This window comes from Streptomyces sp. NBC_01190 (assembly GCF_045039895.1).
Taxonomy (GTDB): Bacteria; Actinomycetota; Actinomycetes; order Streptomycetales; family Streptomycetaceae; genus Actinacidiphila.
The window spans coordinates 124,690-147,250 of sequence record NZ_CP108580.1; the positions used below are offsets into that span (position 1 = coordinate 124,690).

Annotated in this window: 17 protein-coding genes; 9 read left to right on the forward strand and 8 right to left on the reverse strand. The window is 73.3% G+C overall.

Features of this window, described 5'->3' with window-relative positions; all coding sequences use genetic code 11:
• On the reverse strand, positions 1 to 678 hold the full coding sequence (locus tag OG519_RS00585; protein ID WP_405577308.1) for a TetR family transcriptional regulator: 678 nt from the start codon (positions 676 to 678) through the stop codon (positions 1 to 3).
• A 201-nt stretch (positions 679 to 879) separates the two neighbouring features.
• Between OG519_RS00585 and OG519_RS00590 the strand changes: the two genes are divergently transcribed.
• The gene (locus OG519_RS00590) at positions 880 to 1,863 is read left to right on the forward strand and encodes a zinc-binding alcohol dehydrogenase family protein (protein ID WP_405577310.1); all 984 of its coding nucleotides are present in this window, start codon (positions 880 to 882) and stop codon (positions 1,861 to 1,863) included.
• Between the two features lie 47 nt (positions 1,864 to 1,910).
• Here the strand turns inward: OG519_RS00590 and OG519_RS00595 are convergent, their stop codons facing one another.
• Positions 1,911 to 4,637 (reverse strand): MXAN_6230/SCO0854 family RING domain-containing protein, encoded by a 2,727-nt coding sequence (locus tag OG519_RS00595; RefSeq protein WP_405577312.1) that lies wholly within the window; start codon positions 4,635 to 4,637, stop codon positions 1,911 to 1,913.
• A gap of 357 nt (positions 4,638 to 4,994) precedes the next feature.
• On the opposite strand from OG519_RS00595, the gene OG519_RS00600 reads away from it, so the two are divergent.
• Positions 4,995 to 5,504 (forward strand): metallophosphoesterase family protein, encoded by a 510-nt coding sequence (locus OG519_RS00600; RefSeq protein WP_405577314.1) that lies wholly within the window; start codon positions 4,995 to 4,997, stop codon positions 5,502 to 5,504.
• Between the two features lie 62 nt (positions 5,505 to 5,566).
• Here the strand turns inward: OG519_RS00600 and OG519_RS00605 are convergent, their stop codons facing one another.
• Complete coding sequence (locus OG519_RS00605) at positions 5,567 to 6,091, reverse strand: hypothetical protein (protein WP_405577316.1); 525 nt, start codon at positions 6,089 to 6,091, stop codon at positions 5,567 to 5,569.
• Between the two features lie 236 nt (positions 6,092 to 6,327).
• Here OG519_RS00605 and OG519_RS00610 point away from each other — a divergent pair, with 236 nt between their 5' ends.
• Entirely contained in the window at positions 6,328 to 8,079 is a 1,752-nt protein-coding gene (locus tag OG519_RS00610; protein WP_405577318.1) for a TauD/TfdA family dioxygenase, read from the forward strand.
• Between the two features lie 82 nt (positions 8,080 to 8,161).
• Here OG519_RS00610 and OG519_RS00615 read toward each other — a convergent pair whose 3' ends face one another.
• On the reverse strand, positions 8,162 to 8,947 hold the full coding sequence (locus tag OG519_RS00615; RefSeq protein ID WP_405577320.1) for a GntR family transcriptional regulator: 786 nt from the start codon (positions 8,945 to 8,947) through the stop codon (positions 8,162 to 8,164).
• A 200-nt stretch (positions 8,948 to 9,147) separates the two neighbouring features.
• Between OG519_RS00615 and OG519_RS00620 the strand changes: the two genes are divergently transcribed.
• Together OG519_RS00620 and OG519_RS00625 are read left to right on the forward strand one after the other, a co-directional pair.
• Positions 9,148 to 9,702 (forward strand): MarR family winged helix-turn-helix transcriptional regulator, encoded by a 555-nt coding sequence (locus OG519_RS00620; protein ID WP_405577322.1) that lies wholly within the window; start codon positions 9,148 to 9,150, stop codon positions 9,700 to 9,702.
• Positions 9,703 to 9,822: 120 nt separating this feature from the next.
• Entirely contained in the window at positions 9,823 to 11,601 is a 1,779-nt protein-coding gene (locus tag OG519_RS00625) for an MDR family MFS transporter (protein ID WP_405577324.1), read from the forward strand.
• Between the two features lie 49 nt (positions 11,602 to 11,650).
• Here OG519_RS00625 and OG519_RS00630 read toward each other — a convergent pair whose 3' ends face one another.
• Both OG519_RS00630 and wrbA read right to left on the reverse strand, forming a co-directional pair.
• Positions 11,651 to 12,514, reverse strand: coding sequence for a DMT family transporter (locus tag OG519_RS00630; protein ID WP_405592370.1), 864 nt, complete (start codon positions 12,512 to 12,514; stop codon positions 11,651 to 11,653).
• 261 nt (positions 12,515 to 12,775) lie between these two features.
• Positions 12,776 to 13,378, reverse strand: coding sequence for an NAD(P)H:quinone oxidoreductase (gene wrbA, locus OG519_RS00635; protein ID WP_405577326.1), 603 nt, complete (start codon positions 13,376 to 13,378; stop codon positions 12,776 to 12,778).
• Positions 13,379 to 13,665: 287 nt separating this feature from the next.
• Between wrbA and OG519_RS00640 the strand changes: the two genes are divergently transcribed.
• The 4 genes from OG519_RS00640 (at position 13,666) to OG519_RS00655 (ending at position 17,413) form a co-directional block, all read left to right on the forward strand.
• The gene (locus OG519_RS00640) at positions 13,666 to 14,178 is read left to right on the forward strand and encodes a hypothetical protein (protein WP_405577328.1); all 513 of its coding nucleotides are present in this window, start codon (positions 13,666 to 13,668) and stop codon (positions 14,176 to 14,178) included.
• Between the two features lie 103 nt (positions 14,179 to 14,281).
• Positions 14,282 to 15,124 carry an MEDS domain-containing protein gene (locus OG519_RS00645; protein ID WP_405577330.1) on the forward strand — a complete coding sequence of 281 codons (843 nt, stop codon included), beginning with the start codon at positions 14,282 to 14,284 and terminating at the stop codon, positions 15,122 to 15,124.
• Complete coding sequence (locus OG519_RS00650; protein ID WP_405577332.1) at positions 15,121 to 16,080, forward strand: anti-sigma factor RsbA family regulatory protein; 960 nt, start codon at positions 15,121 to 15,123, stop codon at positions 16,078 to 16,080. The genes OG519_RS00645 and OG519_RS00650 overlap by 4 nt, the downstream gene beginning before the upstream one ends.
• A gap of 133 nt (positions 16,081 to 16,213) precedes the next feature.
• A complete protein-coding gene (locus OG519_RS00655) occupies positions 16,214 to 17,413 on the forward strand; it encodes an AAA family ATPase (protein ID WP_405577334.1) in 1,200 nt (399 codons plus the stop codon).
• Between the two features lie 624 nt (positions 17,414 to 18,037).
• Here the strand turns inward: OG519_RS00655 and OG519_RS00660 are convergent.
• Together OG519_RS00660 and glgX are read right to left on the reverse strand one after the other, a co-directional pair.
• Entirely contained in the window at positions 18,038 to 20,134 is a 2,097-nt protein-coding gene (locus OG519_RS00660) for a trypsin-like peptidase domain-containing protein (RefSeq protein ID WP_405577336.1), read from the reverse strand.
• A gap of 98 nt (positions 20,135 to 20,232) precedes the next feature.
• A complete protein-coding gene (gene glgX, locus OG519_RS00665) occupies positions 20,233 to 22,425 on the reverse strand; it encodes a glycogen debranching protein GlgX (protein WP_405577338.1) in 2,193 nt (730 codons plus the stop codon).
• Positions 22,426 to 22,561: the final 136 nt, after the last annotated feature.

Consider the following 22,561-nt stretch of genomic DNA (forward strand, 5'->3'; position numbering starts at 1 on the left):
CTACCGGGGCGGGCGGTCCGCCGGTACGGAGGCGTCGGGGGCGGTGAGGCCGATGGCGGTGGCCTGGAGCAGGCGGGTGAGGCGCGCCTCGAAGTCGAGTGCCGCGTGGCCCCAGCGGGGGTGCTGGACGTAGAGCTCGGCAAGGGTGGCGGTGGGATGGGAGAGCTGCCACAGATTGGCGGTCATCCCCAGGGCCGCGGTGATGAGGTCCCGCACCCGCGCTTCGGTCATCGTGCCGGTGGCCGTCAGCGTGCCGACGATGACGTCGTGAGCGGCGAAGGAGTTGGTCTTGAAGCGGCGGGCGCGTTCGATACCGACCTCCCCTTCGAGGCTGAGCGGCACATGGGTGAGCAGGTCGCAGAAGAGCGGCTGTGCGGCGAGGGTGGTGGCCACCGCGGCGGCGGTTTGCGCGGGGGCGAGATCGCGGGCGCCGGCCAGGTGGGCGGTGAGGAGGTCCCGCCACTCGCCCCAGCCGCGTTCGGCGAGTTCGAGGAGGAGTTCCTCCTTGCTGTCGAAGTAGCGCCTGACGGCGGACGGGTGCAGACCCGCGGCCTCGGTGACGGCCGCGAGGGTGATGTGGCGGACCCCGCCACGGTCGGCGGCGAGCGCGCGGGCGGCGTCGAGGAGGTCCTCGGCGCGGCGGAGTTTGGCCGCCTGCGAGCGGGCACGCGTCTGCATGCCTCCAATATAACGCTAGCCGAGTGCGTTAGACCCTCTCGGGGTGTTAGCGTGGAGATAACGCAATCCGATTGCGTCAAGTCCGCGGCAGCGCCGCGGTGCGCCGCGCGACCGGGCCGCGAGCCCTTCGCAGCCACCACGCGGCCACTGCGCGAGCAGTCCGCGGCCAGTCCGCGGCCAGTCGATGAGAGGAGAGCGGCCATGCACGCCGCCGTTGTCACCGCTTTCGGGGAACCGCACGTGTTCGAGGTCACCGAGCTGCCTGACCCGGCGCCGGGGCCGGGTCAGGTGGCCATCGACGTCAGCCACGCCGCCGTCGGCCTGATCGACGTCTTCATCCGCCAGGGCCGCTACCAGGACCGGGCGGGCCTGCCGCGGCCCCCGTACGTGCCGGGGCTCGAAGTGGCCGGCATCATCCGGGCGCTGGGCGACGGGGTGACCGGCTTCCGCGTCGGCGAGCCGGTGGTGACCCTGTCCGGCACCGGCGCGGAGGGGGGCTACGCCTCCGTCGCCGTCGTGGACGCCTCGCTGACGGTGCCGCTGGACGGCACCGGCGTCGACCCGGCACTGGCGGTCGCGGCCGTGCCCAACGCCGCCACCGCGTACCTGGCCCTGACCGAGGTCGCGCATCTCAAGGCGGGCGAGCGGGTGCTGGTGCACGGCGCCCTGGGCGGGCTGGCCGCCGCGTTTCCCGGCGTCGCCCGCACCCTGGGCGCCGACAGCGTGGTGGGTACGGTGCGCCGCGCCTCACTGGACCAAGGGCGGGCCTCCACGCTGCCCTACGACGAGGTCGTCGCGGGCGAGGATCTGATCGAGAGCGTCGGTGAGCGGCGGTTCGACGTGGTGGTCGACCCGGTGGGCGGCCAGGTGCGCACCGACAGCCTGCGGGTGATGGCGCCGCTGGGCCGGATGCTGCTGGTGGGCAACGCCAGTGGTGACTGGGAGCACACGGTGCCCACCAACAGCCTGTGGTTCGGCAGCCAGGCCATGCTGGGCTTCTCGATCGGCTTCTACCTGCCCGCCCATCCCGAACAGGCGCGGCCCGCCGCCCAGGGCGCCCTCAAGGCCGTCGGCCAGGGCCTGGTCGACATCCGCACCCGGATCCTGCCGCTCGGCGAGGCGGCCGAGGCGCACCGCCTCGTCGAGAAGGGCTCGGTGGGCGGCCGGATCCTGCTCGCCCCCTGAGCTGGGGGCGGTCCCCGGCGAGGTCGGCGTGCCGCCGGGTCCGGACCTCAGTTCGGGGCAAGGGAGTTGACCACGTCAGGGGCGGTCAGCAGGCGCAGCCGGGACGGGTCGAGGTCGCCCGGGTGGAGCGCGTACACCGAACTGCCGGGCGCGGGCGTGAAGTCACCTCGGAAGAGGAAGGCCGCCCCGGTGCGTGCCGGGTCGAGGGGACGCGGCGGTTCGCTGTCCGGGCCCCCGATCCGCGCGGCGAAGTCCGCCACCGCCTCACCGGGCCTGCGGCCGTAGGTGGTCACCGTGCCGTCTCCGTCGCGGAGTTGGACGACGGACGCGCGGGCCGCCGCCTGCCAGACGGCGAGTTCGCCGAGGCCGACCCGGGCGCCGGAGGCGAAGAGCTCGGTGAGCGTGCGGCCGAGCAGCCCGAGGACATCGAGGTGGCGGTGCATCGCGTGGTCGGTCCCGGTCACGTCCTGCGTCACGTCGAGCCAGCGCAGGGTGCGGGTCCGCAGGTCAAGGATCATCGGTACGCAGACCAGCGCGCCACTGGTCAGATCGAAGCGCTGCTCGACCGCCCGGGGGTCGAACACCGGCCCCACCGGGCCGGGTTCGTCGCGCGCCATGATCCCGGCGAAGGCGTCGGCCAACCGGACGAAGGGCACGCTGTTGTAGGCGAGCACCACGGCGGCCGCGTACCGGACACCGGCCATCTCCAGCCGGGCCGGGTCCAGGTCGACGAACTCCGACGCGCCCTTCGGGGGCGGCGCGCTGGTGAGGTCCCCCGAATGGACGGCGGCCTCCCCCTGGAACCGCAGTGCGGTGTAGTCGCAGGTGCCCAGATGCGTCCAGGCGTGGTCGAAGAAGGCGACGGACAGGTCGAGGTCGGTCCGCCCGGACTCCTCGCTCTCCATCCAGTGCAGGAACAGCCGCAGCAGGCGGCCGTCGGCGAGCGGGAGTTCGCTGCCGCGCGGCAGCGTCACCAGGGCGCGTGACGCGGTGCGTTCGGCGAACGGCGCGATCAGCCCGCCGAGCCCGGTGTCGACGACCGCGGTGTCCACCGGGCCCTGGGCGGCCGCCCGTCGCAGCACCTCGGCGAGCAGGACCGCGACCGCGGCCTCCACCGAGGCCACCGGTGCGGGCGCCCGCAGATCGGCGGTGATGTGGGCCCGCGCGCTGCCGCCCTTGGGGAAGAACACGCGGTCCCGGGGCGCCCGCCGCCGGCCGCGCAGCGCGCCCAGAGCCGACAGCAGCACGGCGGGCGCGACCCGGCGCGCGGCGGGCCCGAGCGCCGCGAGCACGGTGTCCGGGTCGTCCCCGGCGATCCGCAGCAGATGGTCGAGCCGGCGCACCAGTTCTCCCGGGCGCTGCGCCAACAGGGCCGTCGCCGCAGGCAGTTCGCCCCGGGCGAGGGCGGTCTCCAGCCGTCCGGACCAGGAGTTCACCCGCACCCGTCCGCCGCCGTCCACCACGGCGCCGGTCCGCGGGCCGGGTCCGCCCCCGGCCGGGGCGCCGGCCGCCGCGCGCAGCCGCGCACCGAGCAGGTCGTCGCCGAGCGGCAGGGCGCGCAGCGACGCCACGGCGAGGGCCGCGCGGGGGAAGCGCCCGGCGAACTCGAAGGGATGCAGGGCGTGCGCCACGCGGGTCCACGCCGCCCGGTGCCGTCGCATGTCGGGTACGGCCGACGCCGGGTCCAGCCGGTCGAGCGCGGCGAGCAGGGTCCGGCGCAGCGGGCGCGGCAGCGGGGCGACGCGCGGGAAGTCGACCAGTCCGGCGTCGCCCCCGGCGCGTACCGCGAGCAGCCTGAGGATGTCCGTCGCGGTGTCCAGGCGCGCGCCGACCGCGGCCCGTACGTCGTCGCCGGTCAGCAGGGGCTCCGCGGTCGCCGGGTTCGCGGTCGCCGGGTCCTGCGGCCGGGCCGGGCCGCCGGTCCGCGCCGGGTTTCCGGCGGGCGGGTCGGCCGCCTGCTCCAGCAGCCAGGCCAGCACCCTGGCCTTGGTCTCGCGCCCCGGCAGGACCGCGGGCAGCCAGGCCAGATCGGTCGGCCCGTGGACGGCGAGCAGGCCGAGCAGGTCGTCGGTGTCGCGCGGGGAGAGCGCGGCGGGCCGCGTCAGCAGACCGAGCAGTTCGTCGCCGGCCGCCCGGCTCCGGGCGGCGAGGTCCCCGCCGTACGTCAGGACGCGCGGCCGGTCCGGCAGCGGGCGGTCCTCGGCGGCCCGCTGCCGGGGCCGGCCGGGGAGCAGAAAGGGGTCGTCGGGGTCGATCCGGCGATGGCAGACCGGGCAGGCGGCGAAGTCCGAGCCGTCGAAGCAGGTACGGCAGACCAGGTGGGCGCACGGCGCGACCGGCCGCACCCGCCCGTCCAGGCCGCAGAGCACGCACGGCTGGTCGGATCGCTGCGCGATCAGCGTCAGCACCCGGTCGACATAGAAACCGAGGGTGTCGCGGGGCGTGCTGTCAGGGAAGTCGCGGAAGAGCGGGGTGTGGTCCCGGTCGGCGCCGAGCGCCTCGTCGATGTCGGCGAGCAGCGTCCGCCCGGCGGCGGTCAGCGCGAGCACGCCACGCGCCGTCAGTTTCTCCCGCAGTCCGGGCGCCAGCAGGTAACCCCGGTCGAGCAGGTCCGCCTCAAGTAGCGCGATCCCGGCGGCCGCCGCGGGATCCGCCGGAGAAACCGGCTCTCCCGCACCGCCGGGCAGGAAGACGGCGCCGCGCCGGGCCAGCATCAGCGCCGAGATCCCCCGGGCCCCCTCCCGTCCCGCCGCCACGCGTGGCGTGGTCGTCATACCGCGGTCCCCCCTCGACCGGCGACCCCCCGCCGGAACAGCCGAGCGCGTCCGCCCGGTCGGCGGACGCGGCACGGCGCGTCGATGGCGGGCGGAAGTCGGGTGCGCTGGATTCTTTGCAGGAAGAGAGAAGGAAGCACACCGCGGAGCCGCCCGCCGCGTGGCAGAAGGTAGCGCACACCGCCACCGGCCCGCACGCGGGTTTACGCCGGACCGAGCGTCCGCCGAGCGGCATGGCCCCGGGCCAGCTCACGATGACGCCGCCCAGGTCCGGGTCCGCGGTCCAATGGACGGACCGGGCGCGCCGCGCCCGATGAACGGACGCGCCGATAAGGCCGATAAGGAAAGTGGTTCCGGATGCGCCTGCTGCTGACCACGGACACCCACGTGCCCAAGCGCGCGCGGGAACTGCCCGCCGAGCTGTTGGCGGCGGCCGACCGCGCGGATGTGGTGTTCCACGCCGGCGACTGGGTGGACGAGGGCACGCTCGACCTGCTGGAGGCGCGGGCGCGGCGCCTGGTCGGAGTCTTCGGCAACAACGACGGACCGGGGCTGCGGGCCAGGCTGCCCGAAACGGCGACGGTGGTACTGGAAGGGGTGCGCTTCGCGGTGGTCCACGAGACCGGCGCCGCCGCCGGCCGGGAGAAGCGCTGCGACGAGCGCTTCCCCGACGCGGACGTGCTGGTCTTCGGCCACAGCCACATCCCGTGGGACACCACCACACCGACGGGGCTGCGGCTGCTCAACCCCGGTTCGCCCACGGACCGGCGGCGGCAGCCCCACCGCACGTACATGACCGCCGAGGTCACCGGGGGCCGGCTGACGGCCGTACGCCTGCACCGCCTGCCGCCACCCGACGCCGGGTGAGCCGCGGCGGCGGCGGGCTCGGGCGATGGGCGCGCCGCCTCCTGGGCTCACGGCCGCCGGTCTCAGGACCGCGCGAGGATCCTCCCCTTGGCGTCGTAGACGGTGATCTGCGGGATGTCACCCGAGCCGGGCGGGTCCTCAGGGGCGCCCCAGGCGTACCCGGTGGCGTAGTTGGGGTGGCCGACAAGCCTGACCACCTGGGCGTCGTAGGTCACCCCGTCCGCCACCAGGGTGATCCGGGCGGCGGCCCCGCCGTTCCCGATGTAGAGCGGCGACCAGAAGGTCCCGGTGGCGTCACTCGCCGTTTGCAGACCGACCGTGCCGACGGGCTGGTTGCCGTCGACCACGCTCTTGCAGGTCCACCAGTCGTCCGGCGGGGTGCCTATGCACCGCTCCGTCCGGGTCAGCTTCAGGTCGTTGCCGTGCCCGGCGTCCACCAGTTGCCCGGGCCGCACCACCAGCACGTGGGCGGCGTGCGCGGTGGCGCCGGACTCGGCGACGGGCGCCGCGGCTTGGGCCGCGGCGCCGTTGAGGACCGCGACCGCGGCAAGGGCCCCGACGGAGACGGTCGTACGCAACTTCATCATGTTCCTCCACGTGCCGGACCATGGGCCGGCGTCGACCGGCAGGGCCATCTGACGGCCCTGCCACCCTTACTTACCCCCGGCACGGCCCACGGGTTGCACGGGCGTGCGGATCCGGGAGCCGGTCCGACCGCCCCGGCAGGGGTTCACCCGGGCGACACCGGGTGGTCGTCCGGCCGTCGGTCGGGGCTGCGACGGTCGGCAAAGTTGGCTGTACAACTTTGTCCCGAGGAGAGAACGTGCCGGCCCTGCCCAGCTTCCCGATCGACGACCTGCCGGCGATGTGGCTGCGCGACAACTGTCCGTGCCCGGACTGCCGCGACCCGCGGTCAGGACAGAAGCTGTTCCAGATCAGCTCACTGCCCGCGGGGCTGCGGCCCGGCACGGTGACCGGACCCGTAATCGGAGCGGTAAACGGACCGGTAGCCGGGCCCAGCAGCGACGGGGAGCCGTCGGTCGAGGTGGTCTGGTACCCCGACGGACACCGCTCGGTCTACCCGCTCTCCTGGCTGGCGGCCAACCGGCCCGGCGGCGTGGACCGCGGCGACCGGCGCACCGAGGACGGCAAGGAGCTCTGGACGGCCGCCGACCTCGCCGGGCGGCTGCCGCGGGCGAGCTGGCCGGCGTACCTGGACGAGCCCGGGGTGCGGGCCCGGATGCTGGAGTCGGTGCTGCGGCTGGGCTTCATGCTGCTGCACGACGTGCCCGGGTCCGAGGGCCAGGTGCTCGCGGTTGCCGAGAGCTTCGGCCATGTGCGGGAGACCAACTACGGCAGGCTCTTCGACGTACGGGTCGAGCCGGCGGCCAACAACCTCGCCTTCACCTCGGCCCGCATCACCCCGCACACCGACAACCCCTACCGCGACCCGGTGCCGACCATCCAGCTCCTGCACTGCCTGGTCAACGAGGCGGCGGGCGGCGAGTCCGGCCTCGTCGACGGCTTCGCCGCGGCCTCACTGCTGCGGGCGACCGACCCGGCGGCGTTCGGGACCCTCACCCGTACCCCGGTGCCGTTCGTCTTCCGCGACGCGGGCACCGAACTGCGCGCCGACCGCCCGCTGATCGACACCGACCCGCTCGGCCGGATCCGCGAGGTGCGCTTCAACAACCGTTCGATCGGCACGCTGCGGCTCCCCGCCGCCGAACTGGACGCGTTCTACGCCGCCTACCGGACCTTCGCGGAGCTGCTGCTCCGCCCGGAGCTGCGACTGGACCTGCGGCTGTCGCCCGGCGACTGCCTGGTCTTCGACAACACCCGGCTGCTGCACGCCCGTACCGCTTTCGCCCAGGACGGCTCGCGCCACCTCCAGGGCTGCTACGCCGACCTCGACGGGCTGGCGAGCCGCCTCACGGTGCTGCGGCGGGCGGACAGCCTGGAGCCGCTGGCCGCGCTCTTCGCCGGGGCGGGCGCGGCGGAGTACCTGGGCGAGCCGGTCTCCATGGCCGAGCACATGTGCCAGGCGGGCGCCCGGGCCGAGGCCGCCGGCGCCCCGCCGCATCTGGTGGCCGCCGCCCTGCTGCACGATGTGGGCCACTTCAACGAGAGCGCTGACAGCGGTGACGCCGGCGAGAGCGACCGGAGCGGCGACACCGCGGAAGGCGCGGGCGGCGCCGGCGCCACCGGCACCGTCAGCGGGCACGCCCTGATGGCCGGGACCGACAACCGGCACAGTCACACCGGCGCCGACCTGCTCGGCCGCTGGTTCGGACCGCGGGTCACCGAGCCGGTCCGGCTGCACGTGGCCGCCAAGCGCTATCTGTGCGCGGTGGATCCGGGTTACCACGAGCGGCTGTCGGAGGCGTCCAAGCACACGCTGCGGGTGCAGGGCGGGGTGATGACGGCGCGGGAAGCGGCGGAGTTCGCCGCGCTGCCGGGCGCGGCCGACGCGGTCGCCGTCCGCCGCTGGGACGAGGAGGCGAAGGAACCCGGCGCCGTCACCCCGCCGTTCGAGCACTTCCTGCCGCTGCTCACCGGCCTGCTGCGCGGTTAGCGGCGGCGCGGCCGAGGCGGGCCGCCGGTTGGGGACGGGTCGCGGGGGTCGGGCCGGGCGAGTCAGGTCAGGTCAGGTCAGGTCAGGATCCGCCCGGCGCCGGGCGCGGACTGTGGCGGCGTCCAAGCGTCGAGGCGGCCACCGAGTTGTGCACCGTGAAGGCCACCGTGCCCGGCAGATAGCGGTCCTCCGACCACTCCATCGGCACCCCGGTCGGATCGGTGGAGCGGCGCCGCTCGCGCAGCAGCACCTGCCCGGCGGGGCAGTCCAGCAGCCGGGTGTCGTCGGCGTCGGCCCAGGCCAGGTCGATGGTGTGCTCTGCGTCGGTGAACATCACGCCTTGTTCGAGCAGGGCCTCGGTGTGCGAGACCGCGTCGGGCGGCAGGGCGGCGACCAGTGCGCCCACCCGGGCCGGGTAGACCGTCCGTTCGACCATCACCGGCTCGTCGGAGAGCGTCCTGACCCGCAGGACCAGGCAGACCTCCGTGCCCGGTGCCAGACCGAGCCGCTCCGCCTCGGAGGCGTCGGCAGGCCGCCGTACGATGCGGTCCACCCGGCCGCCCGGCTTCTCACCGATGGACCGGGCCCAACTGGTGAAGCTCAGCAGTTCGGCGAAGCTCTGGGCCGGCGAGCCCCCGAGCACGGTGCGCCGGGCGCCGCGCCGCGAGGTGACCAGACCCTCCGAGCGCAGCACCGCGAGCGCGTGCCGGACGGTGCCCCGGGACACCGCGTGACGCTCGGCCAGCGCCCCCTCGGTGGGCAGCTTCGCACCGGAGGCGTACTCACCGGCGATGATCGCCTGGCGGAGCGCGGCCGCCACGGTCCGGTAGCGGAGATCGCCGACCGGGGCGCCCTGTTCCTCCGGCAATGTCACTCCTGGGCCGCTCCGCTGCTCTTCCGGACGGCTGCCCGGCGATCAGACCCTACCTGCCCGCACCTGGAGGTCCTGCCGGTCGGTACCCGAGCGGGCCGCCCTCGGACGGCGCGGAGACCGCGGAATCGCCCGGCGGCGGGGTCGAAGCGGATGTACTTATCATCTACTATTACTTGCGAAGGCCAAGTAAGTACATGGACACGAGTAAGTACATGGACGCGAGGTGGGCGATGGCGGCGCGAGGTGACGACGGGTCCCCGCGGGACAGCGCGGCCGAGGACAGCGCAGCGCTCGGCGACGAGATGCTCCGGATGGTGCGGCACGTCAGGGCCTGGAAGCAGCGGCTCCCGACGGACGAGTGGGGCGACCGGCTGCTACTCGGGCACCTGGCCGACTCCGGCCCCCGACGCGCGACGGATCTGGCCGCCGACACGCTGCTCGACCTCTCCACGGTGAGCCGGCAGATCCGTTCGCTGGTGGAACGCGGCCTGGTGGAGCGGCAGCCCGACCCCGTCGACCGGCGCGGGGCGCTGCTCTCCGCGACCGACGCCGGTCTCGACGCGGTACGCGCCCACCGCGCGCGGCGCGACGAGCAACTCGCCCACGTGCTGGGCGACTGGCCGGCCGAGGACCGGCAGACGTTCGTACGGCTGCTGCGCCGGTTCAACGACGACTTCGCGGCGCACCGTCTGCGGCCCGGACCCGCGGGACCGCAGGCCGGCGACGCCGCCTCGGGAGCGGCTCCCTGAGGCGTCCGGCGCACCGCGGCCGCAGCAACAGCCGCACTCGCACCCGTACTCGTGTCCGCATCCGCCCCCGTGCCCCCGCCGTACGTCCGCAGCGTCCGGCCGGAATCAGGAGACCCCCACGTGACGTCCACCCATCGGACCGGTCAGAGCGCCAACGGCGGCCCGGCCGGCCGGCCCGGCCCGGCCGCGGCCACCGCGTCGGACGCGGCGCCCGGCGGCCTGTCCCACCGTCAGATCCTGACCATCCTCAGCGGTCTGATGCTGGGCATGTTCCTCGCCTCGCTCGACCAGACCATCGTCAGCACCGCGATCCGGACCATAGCCGACGACCTGCACGGACTGAACGAGCAGGCGTGGACCACCACCGCCTATCTGATCACCTCCACCATCGCCACCCCGCTGTACGGCAAGCTCTCCGACATCTACGGGCGCAAGCCGTTCTTCCTGGCCGCGATCAGCATCTTCATCATCGGTTCGATCGCCTGCACCTTCTCCCACTCGATGGTGGAGCTGGCGGTCTTCCGCGCCTTCCAGGGGCTGGGCGCGGGCGGTCTGATGTCGCTGGCGCTGGCGATCATCGGTGACATCGTGCCGCCGCGTGAACGGGCCAGGTACCAGGGCTACATCCTCGCCGTGTTCGGTACGTCCAGCGTGGCCGGACCGCTGGTGGGCGGCTTCCTGGCCGGCCGGAGCAGCATTCTCGGCATCTCCGGCTGGCGCTGGGTGTTCCTGGTCAACGTACCCATCGGCATCCTCGCGCTGATCGTGGTGGCGAAGGTGCTCAACGTGCCGCACAAGCGGCGCGACCACCGGATCGACTGGTGGGGGGCGCTGACCATCGTGGTCGGTGTGGTGCCCCTGCTGCTCGTCTCGGAGCAGGGCCAGTCCTGGGGGTGGCTGTCAGTGCGGGCGGTCGCCTGCTTCGTGACGGGCGTCGTCGGGGTGGTGGCCTGGGTGCTCGTCGAGTTCGCGATGGGTGACGAGGCGCTGATCCCGATGCGGCTGTTCCGCAACAAGGTGTTCAGCCGGACCAGCCTGCTGAGCGTGCTCGTCGGCATGGCCATGTTCGGCGGGCTGCTGATGATCCCGCAGTACCTCCAGATCGTGAAGGGAGCCAGTCCGACCAGGTCCGGTCTGCTGATGCTGCCGCTGATGCTGGGCATGATGACGGCCTCGATCGCCACCGGCCAGACCACCGCGCGGACCGGCCGCTACAAGATCTTCCCGGTGATCGGCACCGCGCTGATGTGTGTCGCCATGCTGCTCTTCCACTTCGAGGTGCAGTGGGACACCCCGCTGCCCGAGACGATGGGCTTCATGGCGCTGATGGGCGTCGGGCTCGGCTTCACCATGCAGACGCTGACCCTGTCGGTGCAGAACGCGGTGCCGCCGCAGGACATGGGCACCGCGACCGCGTCGGCCACCTTCTTCCGCCAGCTCGGCGGCACGGCCGGGACCGCGGTCTTCCTGTCCATCCTGTTCAGCACCGTCACCGGGAACATCACCAAGGCCTTCCGGCACGCCGCGGGCAACCCCGACTTCCAGGCGGCGGTGCGCGCCCATCCCGGCGCGGTCTCGCCGGCCAGCGCCAAGGCGGTGCTCAGCGACTCCTCGTTCATCAGGCAGCTGGACCCGGCGCTCGCGGCGCCCTTCAAGCAGGGCTTCGCCGACTCCATGCACCTGGTCTTCCTCATCGTGGCGGGTGTGGCGGCGCTCTGCTTCCTGCTGATGCTGACCATCCGCGAGGTGCCGCTGCGCCGCCTGTCGGGCGCGCAGGCCAGGGCCGCCGCCGAGGCGGCGGAGGCCGATGTCGCCTCGGCCACGGCCGGCGGTCCCGCCGTGCCGGAGCCGGCGCGGCAGGCCCGGACGCCCGCGGCGGCGGACGACACCGAGCACTGACGCGCCCCGGCCGGGCCGCCGTCCGCGCGGGACGGCGCGGGCGCTCCGGTCAGTTGGCGAGCTCCCGGGTCAGCGGGACGGCCCGGGAGAGGTGGATGGTGCCGGTGACGATGAGCGCGATGGCCGCGAGCTCCGGCAGCAGCCACCAGCCGGTACGGACCTGCTCGCCGTAGACGGTGATGCCGAGGATCAGGCTGACCACCGCGTCACCGAGGGTCAGCGCGGGCTGGGAGGCGGCGATGGGGCCCGCCTGCAAGGCGTTCTCCAGCAGGAAGACGGCGACGATCCCGGTCACCGCGAAGGCGTAGGTCTGCCAGGTCGTCAGGAAGGCGTCGAGCCCGTCCGAGGAGAAGGTGTCGGCGGACGACTTCAGCAGCGCCGCGGTGAGCGCGTTCCCCACCGCGGAGCCGGTCGCCAGCAGGGCGGCGCGGGCCGGGCCCGCGCGCCGGTGCCGGGCCGCCGTCACGGTGAAGAGGATGACCCCGACGCACACCGCGACCGCGGGGAGCAGCTTGGCCAGCGGAGCCTGCGGATGGCCGCCGGAAGGGGCCGCGCACGCCAGGCCGAAGACCAGTCCGACCACCATGAAGCCGACCGCGATCCAGCCGGAGCGGGGCAGGGCGCGGTGCAGCACCGGCAGGCTGATCAGCAAGGCGAGCGGCAGCTCCAGGATGAACACCGGCTGGACGAGCGCGAGCGGTCCGGTGACCAGGGCGAGCGCCTGGAACAGGGCCGCGCCGGCCACGCCGCAGATGCCCAGCAGAAAGATCGGCTGGTGCACCAGGTCCGCCAGGATCCGCGGTTTGAGGGCGTCCTCCGACGGCACGGACAGGGCGGCTTTGCGTTGCAGCACGGTACCCGTGGCGTTGCTGGCCGCGCCGAGGAAGGCGAAGAAGACTGAGAGCACCAGCAGGGCCGGCCTCCCGCGGCGTAGAAGGGGTGGATCCGCGGTCACGGCCGAAGCGGTGCCCGTCGATCGCGGACTTGCGGGGTCCAGCATCCCAGCCGGCGCGCCCGGACCGGCCGACGCCCTGGACCGATCCGGCAGGTTTCACCCGTTCAACCCGTTCAACCCGTTCGGTGAGAGCGGCGAGAGCGGCGAGGGCGGCGAGGGCGGCGAGGGCGCCAGGGCGACCCAAGGGGCCGGCACCCCAGGGGCGGGCGGGCCGCCGGGTCAGCCCTCCAGCCGACCGGAGATGTCGGCCAGGTGCCGGCCCTGGTACTTGGCGGACTCAAGGGTGGCCTGGTCGGGGCCCTCACCGCCGCCGCTCGGCCAGCTCGTGCCGTACGGGTTGCCGCCCGAGGCGAAGATCAGCGGGTCGGTGTAGCCGACCGGCACGATCAGGCAGCCCCAGTGGTAGAAGACGTTGTTCAGCGACAGGATGGTGGACTCCTGCCCGCCGTGGCGGTTGATCGACGAGGTGAAGCTGGTGGCGGGCTTGTTGTGGAAGACACCGGCCTGCCACTGCGGGCCGGTCCGGTCGATGAACTGCTTGAGCTGGGCGGCGACGTTGCCGTAGCGCGTCGGTGAGCCGAAGGCGTAGGCGGTGGCCCACTCCAGGTCCTCCACGGTCGCCTCGGCGACCTGGTCCTTGGTGGCGTCGACGTGGGCGCGCCAGGCCGGGTTGCCGTCGATGGCGGAGTCCGGCGCGAGTTCCGCCGCCCGGCGCAGTCTGACCTCGGCGCCCCGGCTCGCGGCACCTTCGGCGACGGCCTGCGCCAAGGCGTGGACGTTGCCCGTGGCGCTGTAGTAGACGACTGCGACTCGAACACCCATGTGTGCTCTCCTGCCCGATCAGTGGTGGTACGCACGGCTATCCACGACTATGGACGGTTGCCGCGCCGGCCACGCTCACCGCTCGCGGCGATCGTCCGGTTCCACCCGGACAGAGGAATCCGACATCTTTTTGTCACAACCTGGCAACGACTGGACCGACTGGTTCGACTTGCTGAGATAGTCCCGGTCTCCGAGTAGAACCAAGCCTTGGGGGCGTTGTGCGGAACATGGAAGAGATAGGCGACAGATGGGCGCCGGACACCGAAAGACCGAAGAAGTCACGGCTTGTGCCCGCCTTGGTGTGCACGCTGTCCTTCGCGGCGGTGCTCGGCATCATCCTGGTCACCACCAACATCCGGTCCGGCGGACACGGTTCACCGGACGGGACGGGCGCCGGCAGTGGTGGGCGGGCGACGGCCGGTGTGTCGCCGGACACCGCCGCCTCCGTCCGGGAGTGGTACGCGAAGGGGGGCGAGGGCCTGCTGACCGCGGCGGCCCGCGATCTGACGAGCATTCAGGACGATCAGCGGGCCGCTGACCTGACCAGCATGCAGGGGGACTGCGCGACGCTGCTCAGCGATGTGCAGAAGGCCCAGGTGTATCCGGCCCTCACCGAACCGCGGACGCAGTCGCACTGGTCCAAGGCGCTGGACCAGCTCGGTCAGGCGGCGGCCGACTGCCGGGACGGCACGACCGAGCAGGACAAGAGCCTGATCGCCAAGAGCGGGCGGGAGCTGACCGCCGCGGGCACCGAGTTGGATCTGGTGACCAACCTGGTCAACTCCTTGTCGGACAGTTAGGCGCGGCAGGCTTCGCCCCCCGGGGTCGCTCGGACGAGGGTCCACGGGCGCATCGGGTAAATTCGCTGCCGTCAGGTGTGCGACCGCTCGATGGGAGTCAGGTGTGAGGACCGTGCGTGGGCTCGCCACGCTCGATCCCGTCGAGGTCGGCGACCATGTGTGCTGGCTGGTCGGTCCCGGGGAGGACTTCTCCGGCACCGCCAGGGCGTTCACCGCGCACGGCGCACTCGTCGGCGACAAGGTCCTGATCCTCGGTTCGGTCGGGGCGGACGAGCCGGGACCCGAGCCCGCCGTGCGGGACGTCTCGGGCCGCGGCGGCGCGGACCCCCTCTTCGACCTCGGCGCCGGCACCGCCCACGAGGACCCCCGGCAGAGCCTGCTGGGCCGGGTCCGCCGGGAGGCCGAGGCGGCCAGCCGCGAGGGGTTCAGGGCGCTGCGGGTGCTGGCCCGCTGGGACCGCCCGAGCTGGGGCGACGCCGGTCCGGGTGCGGCGGCCCGGCACGAACTCACGCTCGACGCGATGGTGGCCCTCGGCGGCACTATCGTGGTCTGCGCCTATCATCGGACCGGCTTCAGCGCCGCCACTTTGGACACGGTCGCCGGCGTGCACCCCCTCCATCTGGGCACGGGTGCGGTGGGGCCCTCGTTCCGGCTGTTCAGCGCGGGCACGACCGACTGCTGGAGCGTGAGCGGCTTGGTGGACACGGAAGGGGCGGCGGCCTTCGGTACCGCCCTGCGCGAGCTGCTGACCCAGTGCGGCACGGTGCGGCTGGACTGCGAGAAACTTGAGTGGATGGACGCCGCAGGAATGACCGCGCTGGCCCGGTCGGCACGGGATCTGCCCGGCCGCCGGGTGGTGCTCGACCGTGCCAACGAGACGGTCCGCCGGGTCTGGGACCTGCTCGGCTACGACAGCCCCCTTATCCGGGTGGAGCTGGGGCCATGACCGGGACCAGCGGCCAGGCCGGCCCCGGCTTCCGGCATGTGCTCTACCCGTACGACGGTCAGCACGCCTTCGTGGCCGGCGCGCTCGCCTACATCGAGGAGGCGCTGCGCGGCGGCGCGGTGGTGCTGCTCGCCGTCGACGAGCCGAAGGAGGAGCTGCTGCGCGCCGAGCTGCCCGGCAGCGGCGCGGCCGGGCGGGTGACGTTCCTGGACACGGCGACGGTGGGACGCAACCCCGGGCGGATGATCCCGGCCTGGCAGGCGTGGATCGCCGAGCGGTCGGCGGACGGCAGCCCGGTGCACGCGATCGGCGAGTCCCGGTGGAGCGGCCGCACCGAGGGCGAGACGGCGGAGCTGCGCTACCACGAGTGGCTGCTGAACATGGCGTTCGCCCGCTCCCCCATGTGGTGGCTGCTCTGTCCCTACGACACGACGACCTTCGGCGAGGAGGAGCTGGCCCTGGCCCGGCGCTGCCATCCGCTGGTGCTGCGGGACGGGCTCCCCGAGGAGGGCCCGGACTACGGCGAGGAGCCCTTCGCCTTCGACGCGCTGCCGGCGCCGCAGGACGGGGGCAACGAGCTCACCTTCGGTTTCGGCGACCTGCCGGCCGTGCGGGAGGCGGTGACCTCCTGCGCGGCCCGCCACGGGATGAAGGGCGCCCGCCTGCGGGAACTGCTGATCGTCTGTACCGAGGTGGCCTCCAACAGCCTGCGGTACGGGGGCGGCGGCGGGACGCTGCGGATGTGGGGCGAGGAGGCCGCCGGCGGGACGGTGATGATCTGCGAGTTCCATGACTCGGGCTATCTGTCCGATCCGCTGGTGGGCCGGATACGGCCGCGTCCGGACCAGCTCGGCGGGCGCGGTATGTGGCTGGTGCAGCAGCTCTGTGATCTGGTGCAGATCCGCTCCGACCCCGGGACGGGTACCACGGTCCGGCTGCACATGGCGGTCGACTGAGGCGGGCGGGACGGCGGGGGGCGGCGGCGGGGGCGGCAGTCGGCGTTAGCCAACCTCCGCTCCGGACAACCGGCTTGGCCGACTTTCCGCCTCCGGGGACGAGAGTGGTCCCGGCTGCTGACAGACTGGCCCCATGCAGGACGACTACTTCTCGCTCACCCGGGTCCGGCTCAGGCAGTACCGCAGCATCGCCGCCGCCGATGTGGAGCTCGGCGGACTGGTTTTTCTCGTCGGGCCGAACGGATCGGGCAAGAGCAATTTCCTCGACGCGCTGCGTCTGGTCTCGGAATCGCTGCGCACCTCGCTCGAGGACGCCCTGGAGGCGCGGGGCGGGTTGGCCGAGGTGCGGCGGAAATCCATCGGCCATCCGAGCAGATTCGGCATCGACCTGGAGTTCCGCGGCCCCGGTTTCGAGGGCGAGTACCGGCTTCAGGTGGCCGGCGCCAGATCGGGCGGCTTCCGGGTGGCGCGGGAGGAGTGCGGCGTACGGTTCCAGGGGCGCGGCGGCGCGGCCGGGAGCACCGCCGGTTTCCGGGTCGAGGCCGGGAAACCGGTGTCGGCCACCGAGCCGGGTATGCCCGCCGCCGACCCCCGGCGGCTGCTGCTGGCGGACGCGGCGCGGCTGAAGGCGTTCCGGCCGGTCTACGAGGGGCTGGCCGGTGTCAGCGTGCTCAACCTCGAACCGCAGGCGATGCGCGCGTCCGGCGCGCCCGACGCCGGCCGGTCGCTGCGGCGCGACGGCGCGAACGTCGCCGGGGTACTGCACCGGATGGGCCGGACCGGGCAGGGCCGGGAGGACCGGATCCGGATCGAGAGCTATCTGCGGCAGATGGTGCCGGGGGTGCGGGGCGTGTCCCGCCGGGTGCAGCGCGGCGCGGAGACGGTGGAGTTCACCCAGGACGTGCCGGGGGCCAAGAGCCCGTGGCGGTTCGCGGCGCAGTCGGTCTCCGACGGGACGCTGCGGGCACTCGGGGTGCTGGTGGGGCTGTTCTCGGCGCCGGGCGAGACGTACAGCACGGTGGCGATCGAGGAGCCGGAGACGGCGCTGCATCCCACGGCGACGGGGGCGCTGCTGGCGGCGCTGCGTGACGCGAGTCTGCGCCGGCAGGTGATCGCGACCAGCCACAGCGCGGATCTGCTGGAGAGCGAGGAGATCGATCCGGCCGAACTGCTGGCGGTGCGGTGCACCGACGGGCATACGGTGATCGGCGGGCTCGACGACCCGGGGATGTACGCGCTGCGGGCCCAACTGGCTCTGCCGGGCCAGTTGTTGCGGACCGACGAGCTGCTGCCGCGGCCGCAGGTGGCGGAGCTTGCGCCGGAGGCACGGTAGCGGGGGGGACAAAGGGAACGAGGAGGAGAAGAGAAGGTGTGCGCCGGCCGGAAGTTCACCAGTCCCCGTTGGCGCCGGCGCACCGTGCTTTCTCGTTCGGTTGATCGTCGCGACGTTCGACCTCGTCGCGCAGGCCGGCGGATTACTTGCCGGCGGTGCCACCGGCCTGAGTCGGCTTCGGGTCGCTGGTGCAGCCGCCGCGGCGGCAGTCCACGTTCGGGCAGGACATGGCTTACTCCTTTCGCATGAGCTTCCCCGCGTGCCACCGCCGGCTCGACAACCCAGGACCGCTGGCCGGCCTCACTCGACAGTCCGGTGACCATGTGCTCGTCTGCCCCAGGACTCCGGTGTAAACCACCCACTGGAACCCTTGTTCGCAGTCGACCCACGGCCTCCGTCGCTCACCGCGCACACTCGGGAAATGGCACCGCATCTCGTAACAAGGACGCAGCGGCGGCCAACGAGGTTCCCTGGCCATGGCTTTCCCGGTGAATGTCGGCTTCGTGACGGCTCCCCGCCGGGGGGTTACCCACGGTCCGTCACCAGCACCGGGCCGTACGTAATGTGACGAGGCGTGGCCGGCCGGTCGGCCGGGGAACGCCGGCCGCCGGGAGTGACGGCCGGTCAGCGACCGCCGCGGATACCGGGGCGGAGGTCCGCGGTGCTGTCGGGATAGAGCTCGCGGGCGGAGGCGAGGACGGAGCCGGGCGAGGTGCGGCCGAGGGCGCGCATCCGGGCCGCCGTCTGGCCGGGGAAGCCGCGCCCGCGGGTGGTCCGCTCGGCGTAGGCGATCTGGGCGGCGGCGACCGCCTCGGGCAGGCAGCCGCGGCGGCCGTCGTCGCGGGGCGGGTAGAGGTCGGTGAGGAGTTCGGCGAGGTCGGAGGCGAGTTGGACGGCGGACCAGTCGTGCAGCGGCTGGGTGCGCCGGCTGATGTGGCGGTAGCGGTAGGCCATCGCGTCCTGGATCTCGGCGGTGAGGGTGGCCTCGTCGGGCGCCGGGGAGAGGGCCGGGGCGGTCAGCAGCAGGGTCACCAGGTCGCGGTCGACCTTCAGGCCGCGGGCCCTGGCCGCGCGCAGCACATGTTCGTGTTCGCGTTCGAGCAGGAGCTGGCGGGGGTCGGCGCCGCCGCGGTGGCCGCTGAGGGTGAGCAGGTGGGCCAGGGCGGCGAGTTGGACGTCGCCGATGCTGAGCTGGTCCTGGGCCCCGCCGAGTCCGGTGGCGGCGGCGTGTTCGGCCGGGTCGGGGACCTCGTGCGGGGCGGCGGGCGGGCCGTCCAGGGCGGCGAGGCGGGGGGCGAGCGCGGCGAGGGCCGCGCGGTAGTGGTCGTCGGCGGCGACCATCGCGGGGACCGGTCCGCCGGGGCGGGCGTCCTTGGCGAGCCGTTCCGCCCAGGGTTCGGGCAGCCGGTTGAGCCAGGGGCCGCCGGCGCGGGCCAGCAGCAGTACGCGTACGGGTACCTCCCGGTCGTACCCGGCCAGCGCGGCGAGCAGCGGCGTGAGCTGGTCCGCGCGGGTCTCGGCCCGGTCGACCACCAGAAGTAACGGGCGGGTCAGGGCGCCGAGCAGGCGGTGCCAGTCGGGTCGCCTGACGGGTTCGGCGGTGAGCAGTCCCGCCGCCCACGTCATCGGTTCAGGACCGGTCCCGGGCGGCCGGGTGGGCCCGATACGGGCCAGGCGTCGCACGGCCTCGATGGCGGTGCGGGTCTTGCCCCAGCCGCTCGGCGCGGTCACCAGCCGGACCCGGACATCGGCGCGCCGGCCCCTGGACGCCCCGGGGTGGGTGGTCAGGCACCAGGTCAGCACCGCGTCGGGGGCGTCGCCCACCAGGGGGACGACGGCGGCTTCGGGGTCGAGCAGCGCGGCGGGGGTGCGCGGCGGCGGCGCCGGGGCGGTCAGATAGGGGCGCAGTTCGACCGGTTCCGCGACCGGGGCGGTGGCGGCGTCCTCGGCGAGCAGCCGGACCAGGCAGCGGTGTTGCAGCAGCCGGGCGGCGGGCACCACGTACAAGGTGCCGTCCTCGCGGACCCGGCGCTGTACGACGCCGATGAGCAGCCCATCGCAGAGCACGGCCGCGCCGGAGACACCGTGCCAGATCTGCTGGTGCGCAGCGGATCCCTCACCGCCCGGTTCACCGCCGCCCTCGCCGCCCGCCTCACCGTCGGGCGAAAGTTCATACCGCTCATCCGGCTCATACGTCTCATACGACGCGGCCGGCGCGTACGGTTCCCGGCGCCGGCCGGCGCGGGGGTCGACGGTGCCCGGCAGTCCGAGGTGGCCGCGCAGCCCGTCGCGCTGCCGGCCGCCGGGCGCCCCGGTGACCGTGACCCGCTGGGGCTCGCCGGTGACGAAGCGGCCCCAGCGCGCGGTGGGCGCGGGCTGCTCGGCGCGCGGCAGCCGGAGCAGCGCGAGGTCGAGCCCCCGGCCGCGGTCCTGGTCGGCGTCCGGGCACGGGCCGTCGTGCAGCGGGCAGCCGCCGGCGCTGTGCCAGACCAGTTCGGCGTCCCGGTCGGCTTCCGCCCGGCCGTCGAGGAAGCGGACCCGGTGGCGGGCGCCGGCGCCGCCGCGGTGCACCACATGGCCCGCGGTCAGCACCAGCGTCCCGGTGACCCGGTGTCCGGAGCCGAGGAGGTGCGGCGCGCCCTCGGCGGAGGAGCGGATCTCGACGGCCCCGCTCGCCCGCCAGGGCGCAGCCGAGCCCTCCGGCTCGTGGATGACGTCCAACTCCCCCGCCTCTCCCCCGCCTTGGTACGTCCCGCTGCCGGTCAGACGAGCGTACGTATTGAAGCGGCCTCATGGAAGCGGAAGCGGAGGGTTGGTGATCAGTCGCGCCGCGCCGAACCGAAGGTGCGCGACCGCGGCCGGCGGGCGGCGGCCAGCGCGCGGCGCAGCCGCCCCGAGGAGGTGGTGCGGCGGGGCCTGGTCAGGATGACGGTGCCGCGCGCCGGGACGGTCATGGTGCCGCCCGCCTTCACCTCGGCCTCGTCGGTGGCCTCCGCCTCGGCCGCGGTATCGACGACAACCAGCCAACTGTCGCCGTAGACACGGTCGGGCAGCACGAAGTCGACCGACTCGTAGTGGCTGTTGAGCAGGATCATGAACGAGTCGTCCACGATCTTTCCGCCGTGGGCGTCGGGTTCGGTGATCGCGTCGCCGTTGAGGAAGAGCGAGACCGCGTGGGCGTCGTCGCGGTGCCAGTTCTCCTCGCGCATCTCGTGGCCGTCCGGCCGGAACCAGACGGCGTCGCCGGTTCCGGTGCCGCCGGTGTCGCCGCGCAGGAAGCGACGGCGGCGGAAGACCGCGTGCTCGCGCCGGAGCGCTATCAACCGGCTGGTGAAGTCGATGAGTTCGCGCTGCTCGGCGCTGAGGTTCCAGTTGGTCCAGGAGGTCTCGTTGTCCTGGCAGTAGGCGTTGTTGTTGCCCTGCTGGCTGCGGCCGAACTCGTCGCCGTGCGAGATCATCGGCACGCCCTGCGAGATCAGCAGGGTGGTGAGCAGGTTGCGCTGCTGGCGGGCGCGCAGCGCGAGGACCGCCGCATCGTCGCTCTCGCCCTCGGCGCCGCAGTTCCAGGACCGGTTGTGGCTCTCGCCGTCCTGGTTGTCCTCGCCGTTGGCCTCGTTGTGCTTGTCGTTGTACGAGACCAGGTCGCGCAGCGTGAATCCGTCGTGGCAGGTGACGAAGTTGACCGAGGCGCGGGGCCGGCGGCGGTCGTCCTGGTAGAGGTCGGAGGAGCCGGTGAGCCGGGAGGCGAGGGCCGGGAGCGTCCCGTTCTCGCCGCGCCAGAAGTCCCGTACCGTGTCGCGGTACTTGCCGTTCCACTCGCTCCACAGCGGCGGGAAGTTGCCGACCTGGTAGCCGCCGTCGCCGACGTCCCACGGCTCGGCGATCAGCTTCACCCGGGAGACCACCGGGTCCTGCTGGACCAGGTCGAAGAAGGCCGAGAGCCGGTCCACCTCGTGGAACTGCCGGGCCAGGGTGGCCGCCAGGTCGAAGCGGAAACCGTCCACGTGCATCTCGGTCACCCAGTACCGCAGGCTGTCCATGATGAGCTGGAGCACGTGCGGATGGCGCATCAGCAGGCTGTTGCCGGTGCCGGTCGTGTCGAAGTAGTGCGCCTGGTCGTCGTCCACCAGCCGGTAGTACGAGGCGTTGTCGATGCCGCGGAAGGAGAGCGTCGGACCCATGTGGTTGCCCTCGGCGGTGTGGTTGTAGACCACGTCGAGGATCACCTCGATGCCCGCCGTGTGCAGCGCCTTCACCATCGACTTGAACTCGGCGACCTGGCCGCCCCGGCCGCCGGCCGACGCGTAGCCGTTGTGCGGCGCGAAGAAGCCGATGGTGTTGTAGCCCCAGTAGTTCGACAGGCCCCGGTCCAGCAGATGCCCGTCCTGCACGAACTGGTGCACCGGCATCAGTTCGACCGCCGTCACCCCGAGCCCGGCGAGGTGCTCGATCACCGACGGATGCGCCAGCCCGGCGTACGTCCCCCGCAGCCGCTCCGGCATGGCCGGGTGGAGCCGGGTCAGCCCCCGCACATGCGCCTCGTAGATGACCGAGTCGTGGTAAGAGTGCCCGGGCGACCGGTCGTCGCCCCAGTCGAAGGAGGGATCGATCACGACCGAGTACATGGCGTGCTTGAGGCTGTCCGCGGTGCTGATGCCCTGGGGGTCGGCGAACGGGTAGCCGAAGAGCGACTCGTGTCCGTCGCTCTGGCCCTCCACCGCCTTGGCGTAGGGGTCGAGAAGCAGCTTCGCCGGGTTGCAGCGGTGGCCACGCGCGGGGTCGCAGGGGCCGTGCACCCGGAACCCGTAACGCTGCCCGGGGCGTACGCCCGGCAGGTAGCCGTGCCAGATGAAGCCGTCGACCTCGGTGAGCGGCACGCGCTGTTCACGGCCCGCGTTGTCGATCAAGGCGAGTTCGACCCGCTCGGCCACCTCCGAGAAGAGCGCGAAGTTCGTGCCCGACCCGTCGTAGGTGGCCCCCAGCGGATAAGGGCGGCCGTTCCACTTCTGCATCCAGTGTTCCCCTCAGAACCCTCCGGCCAGGCAGTCCCGCCGGACGTCTCGGTTCGTCTGCCCGGTGAACGTGCCGGGCTAACGATCTCCTGGTCACGGGTCCGCACCAATGGGCCGCGATGTCAGCCAAGTGATC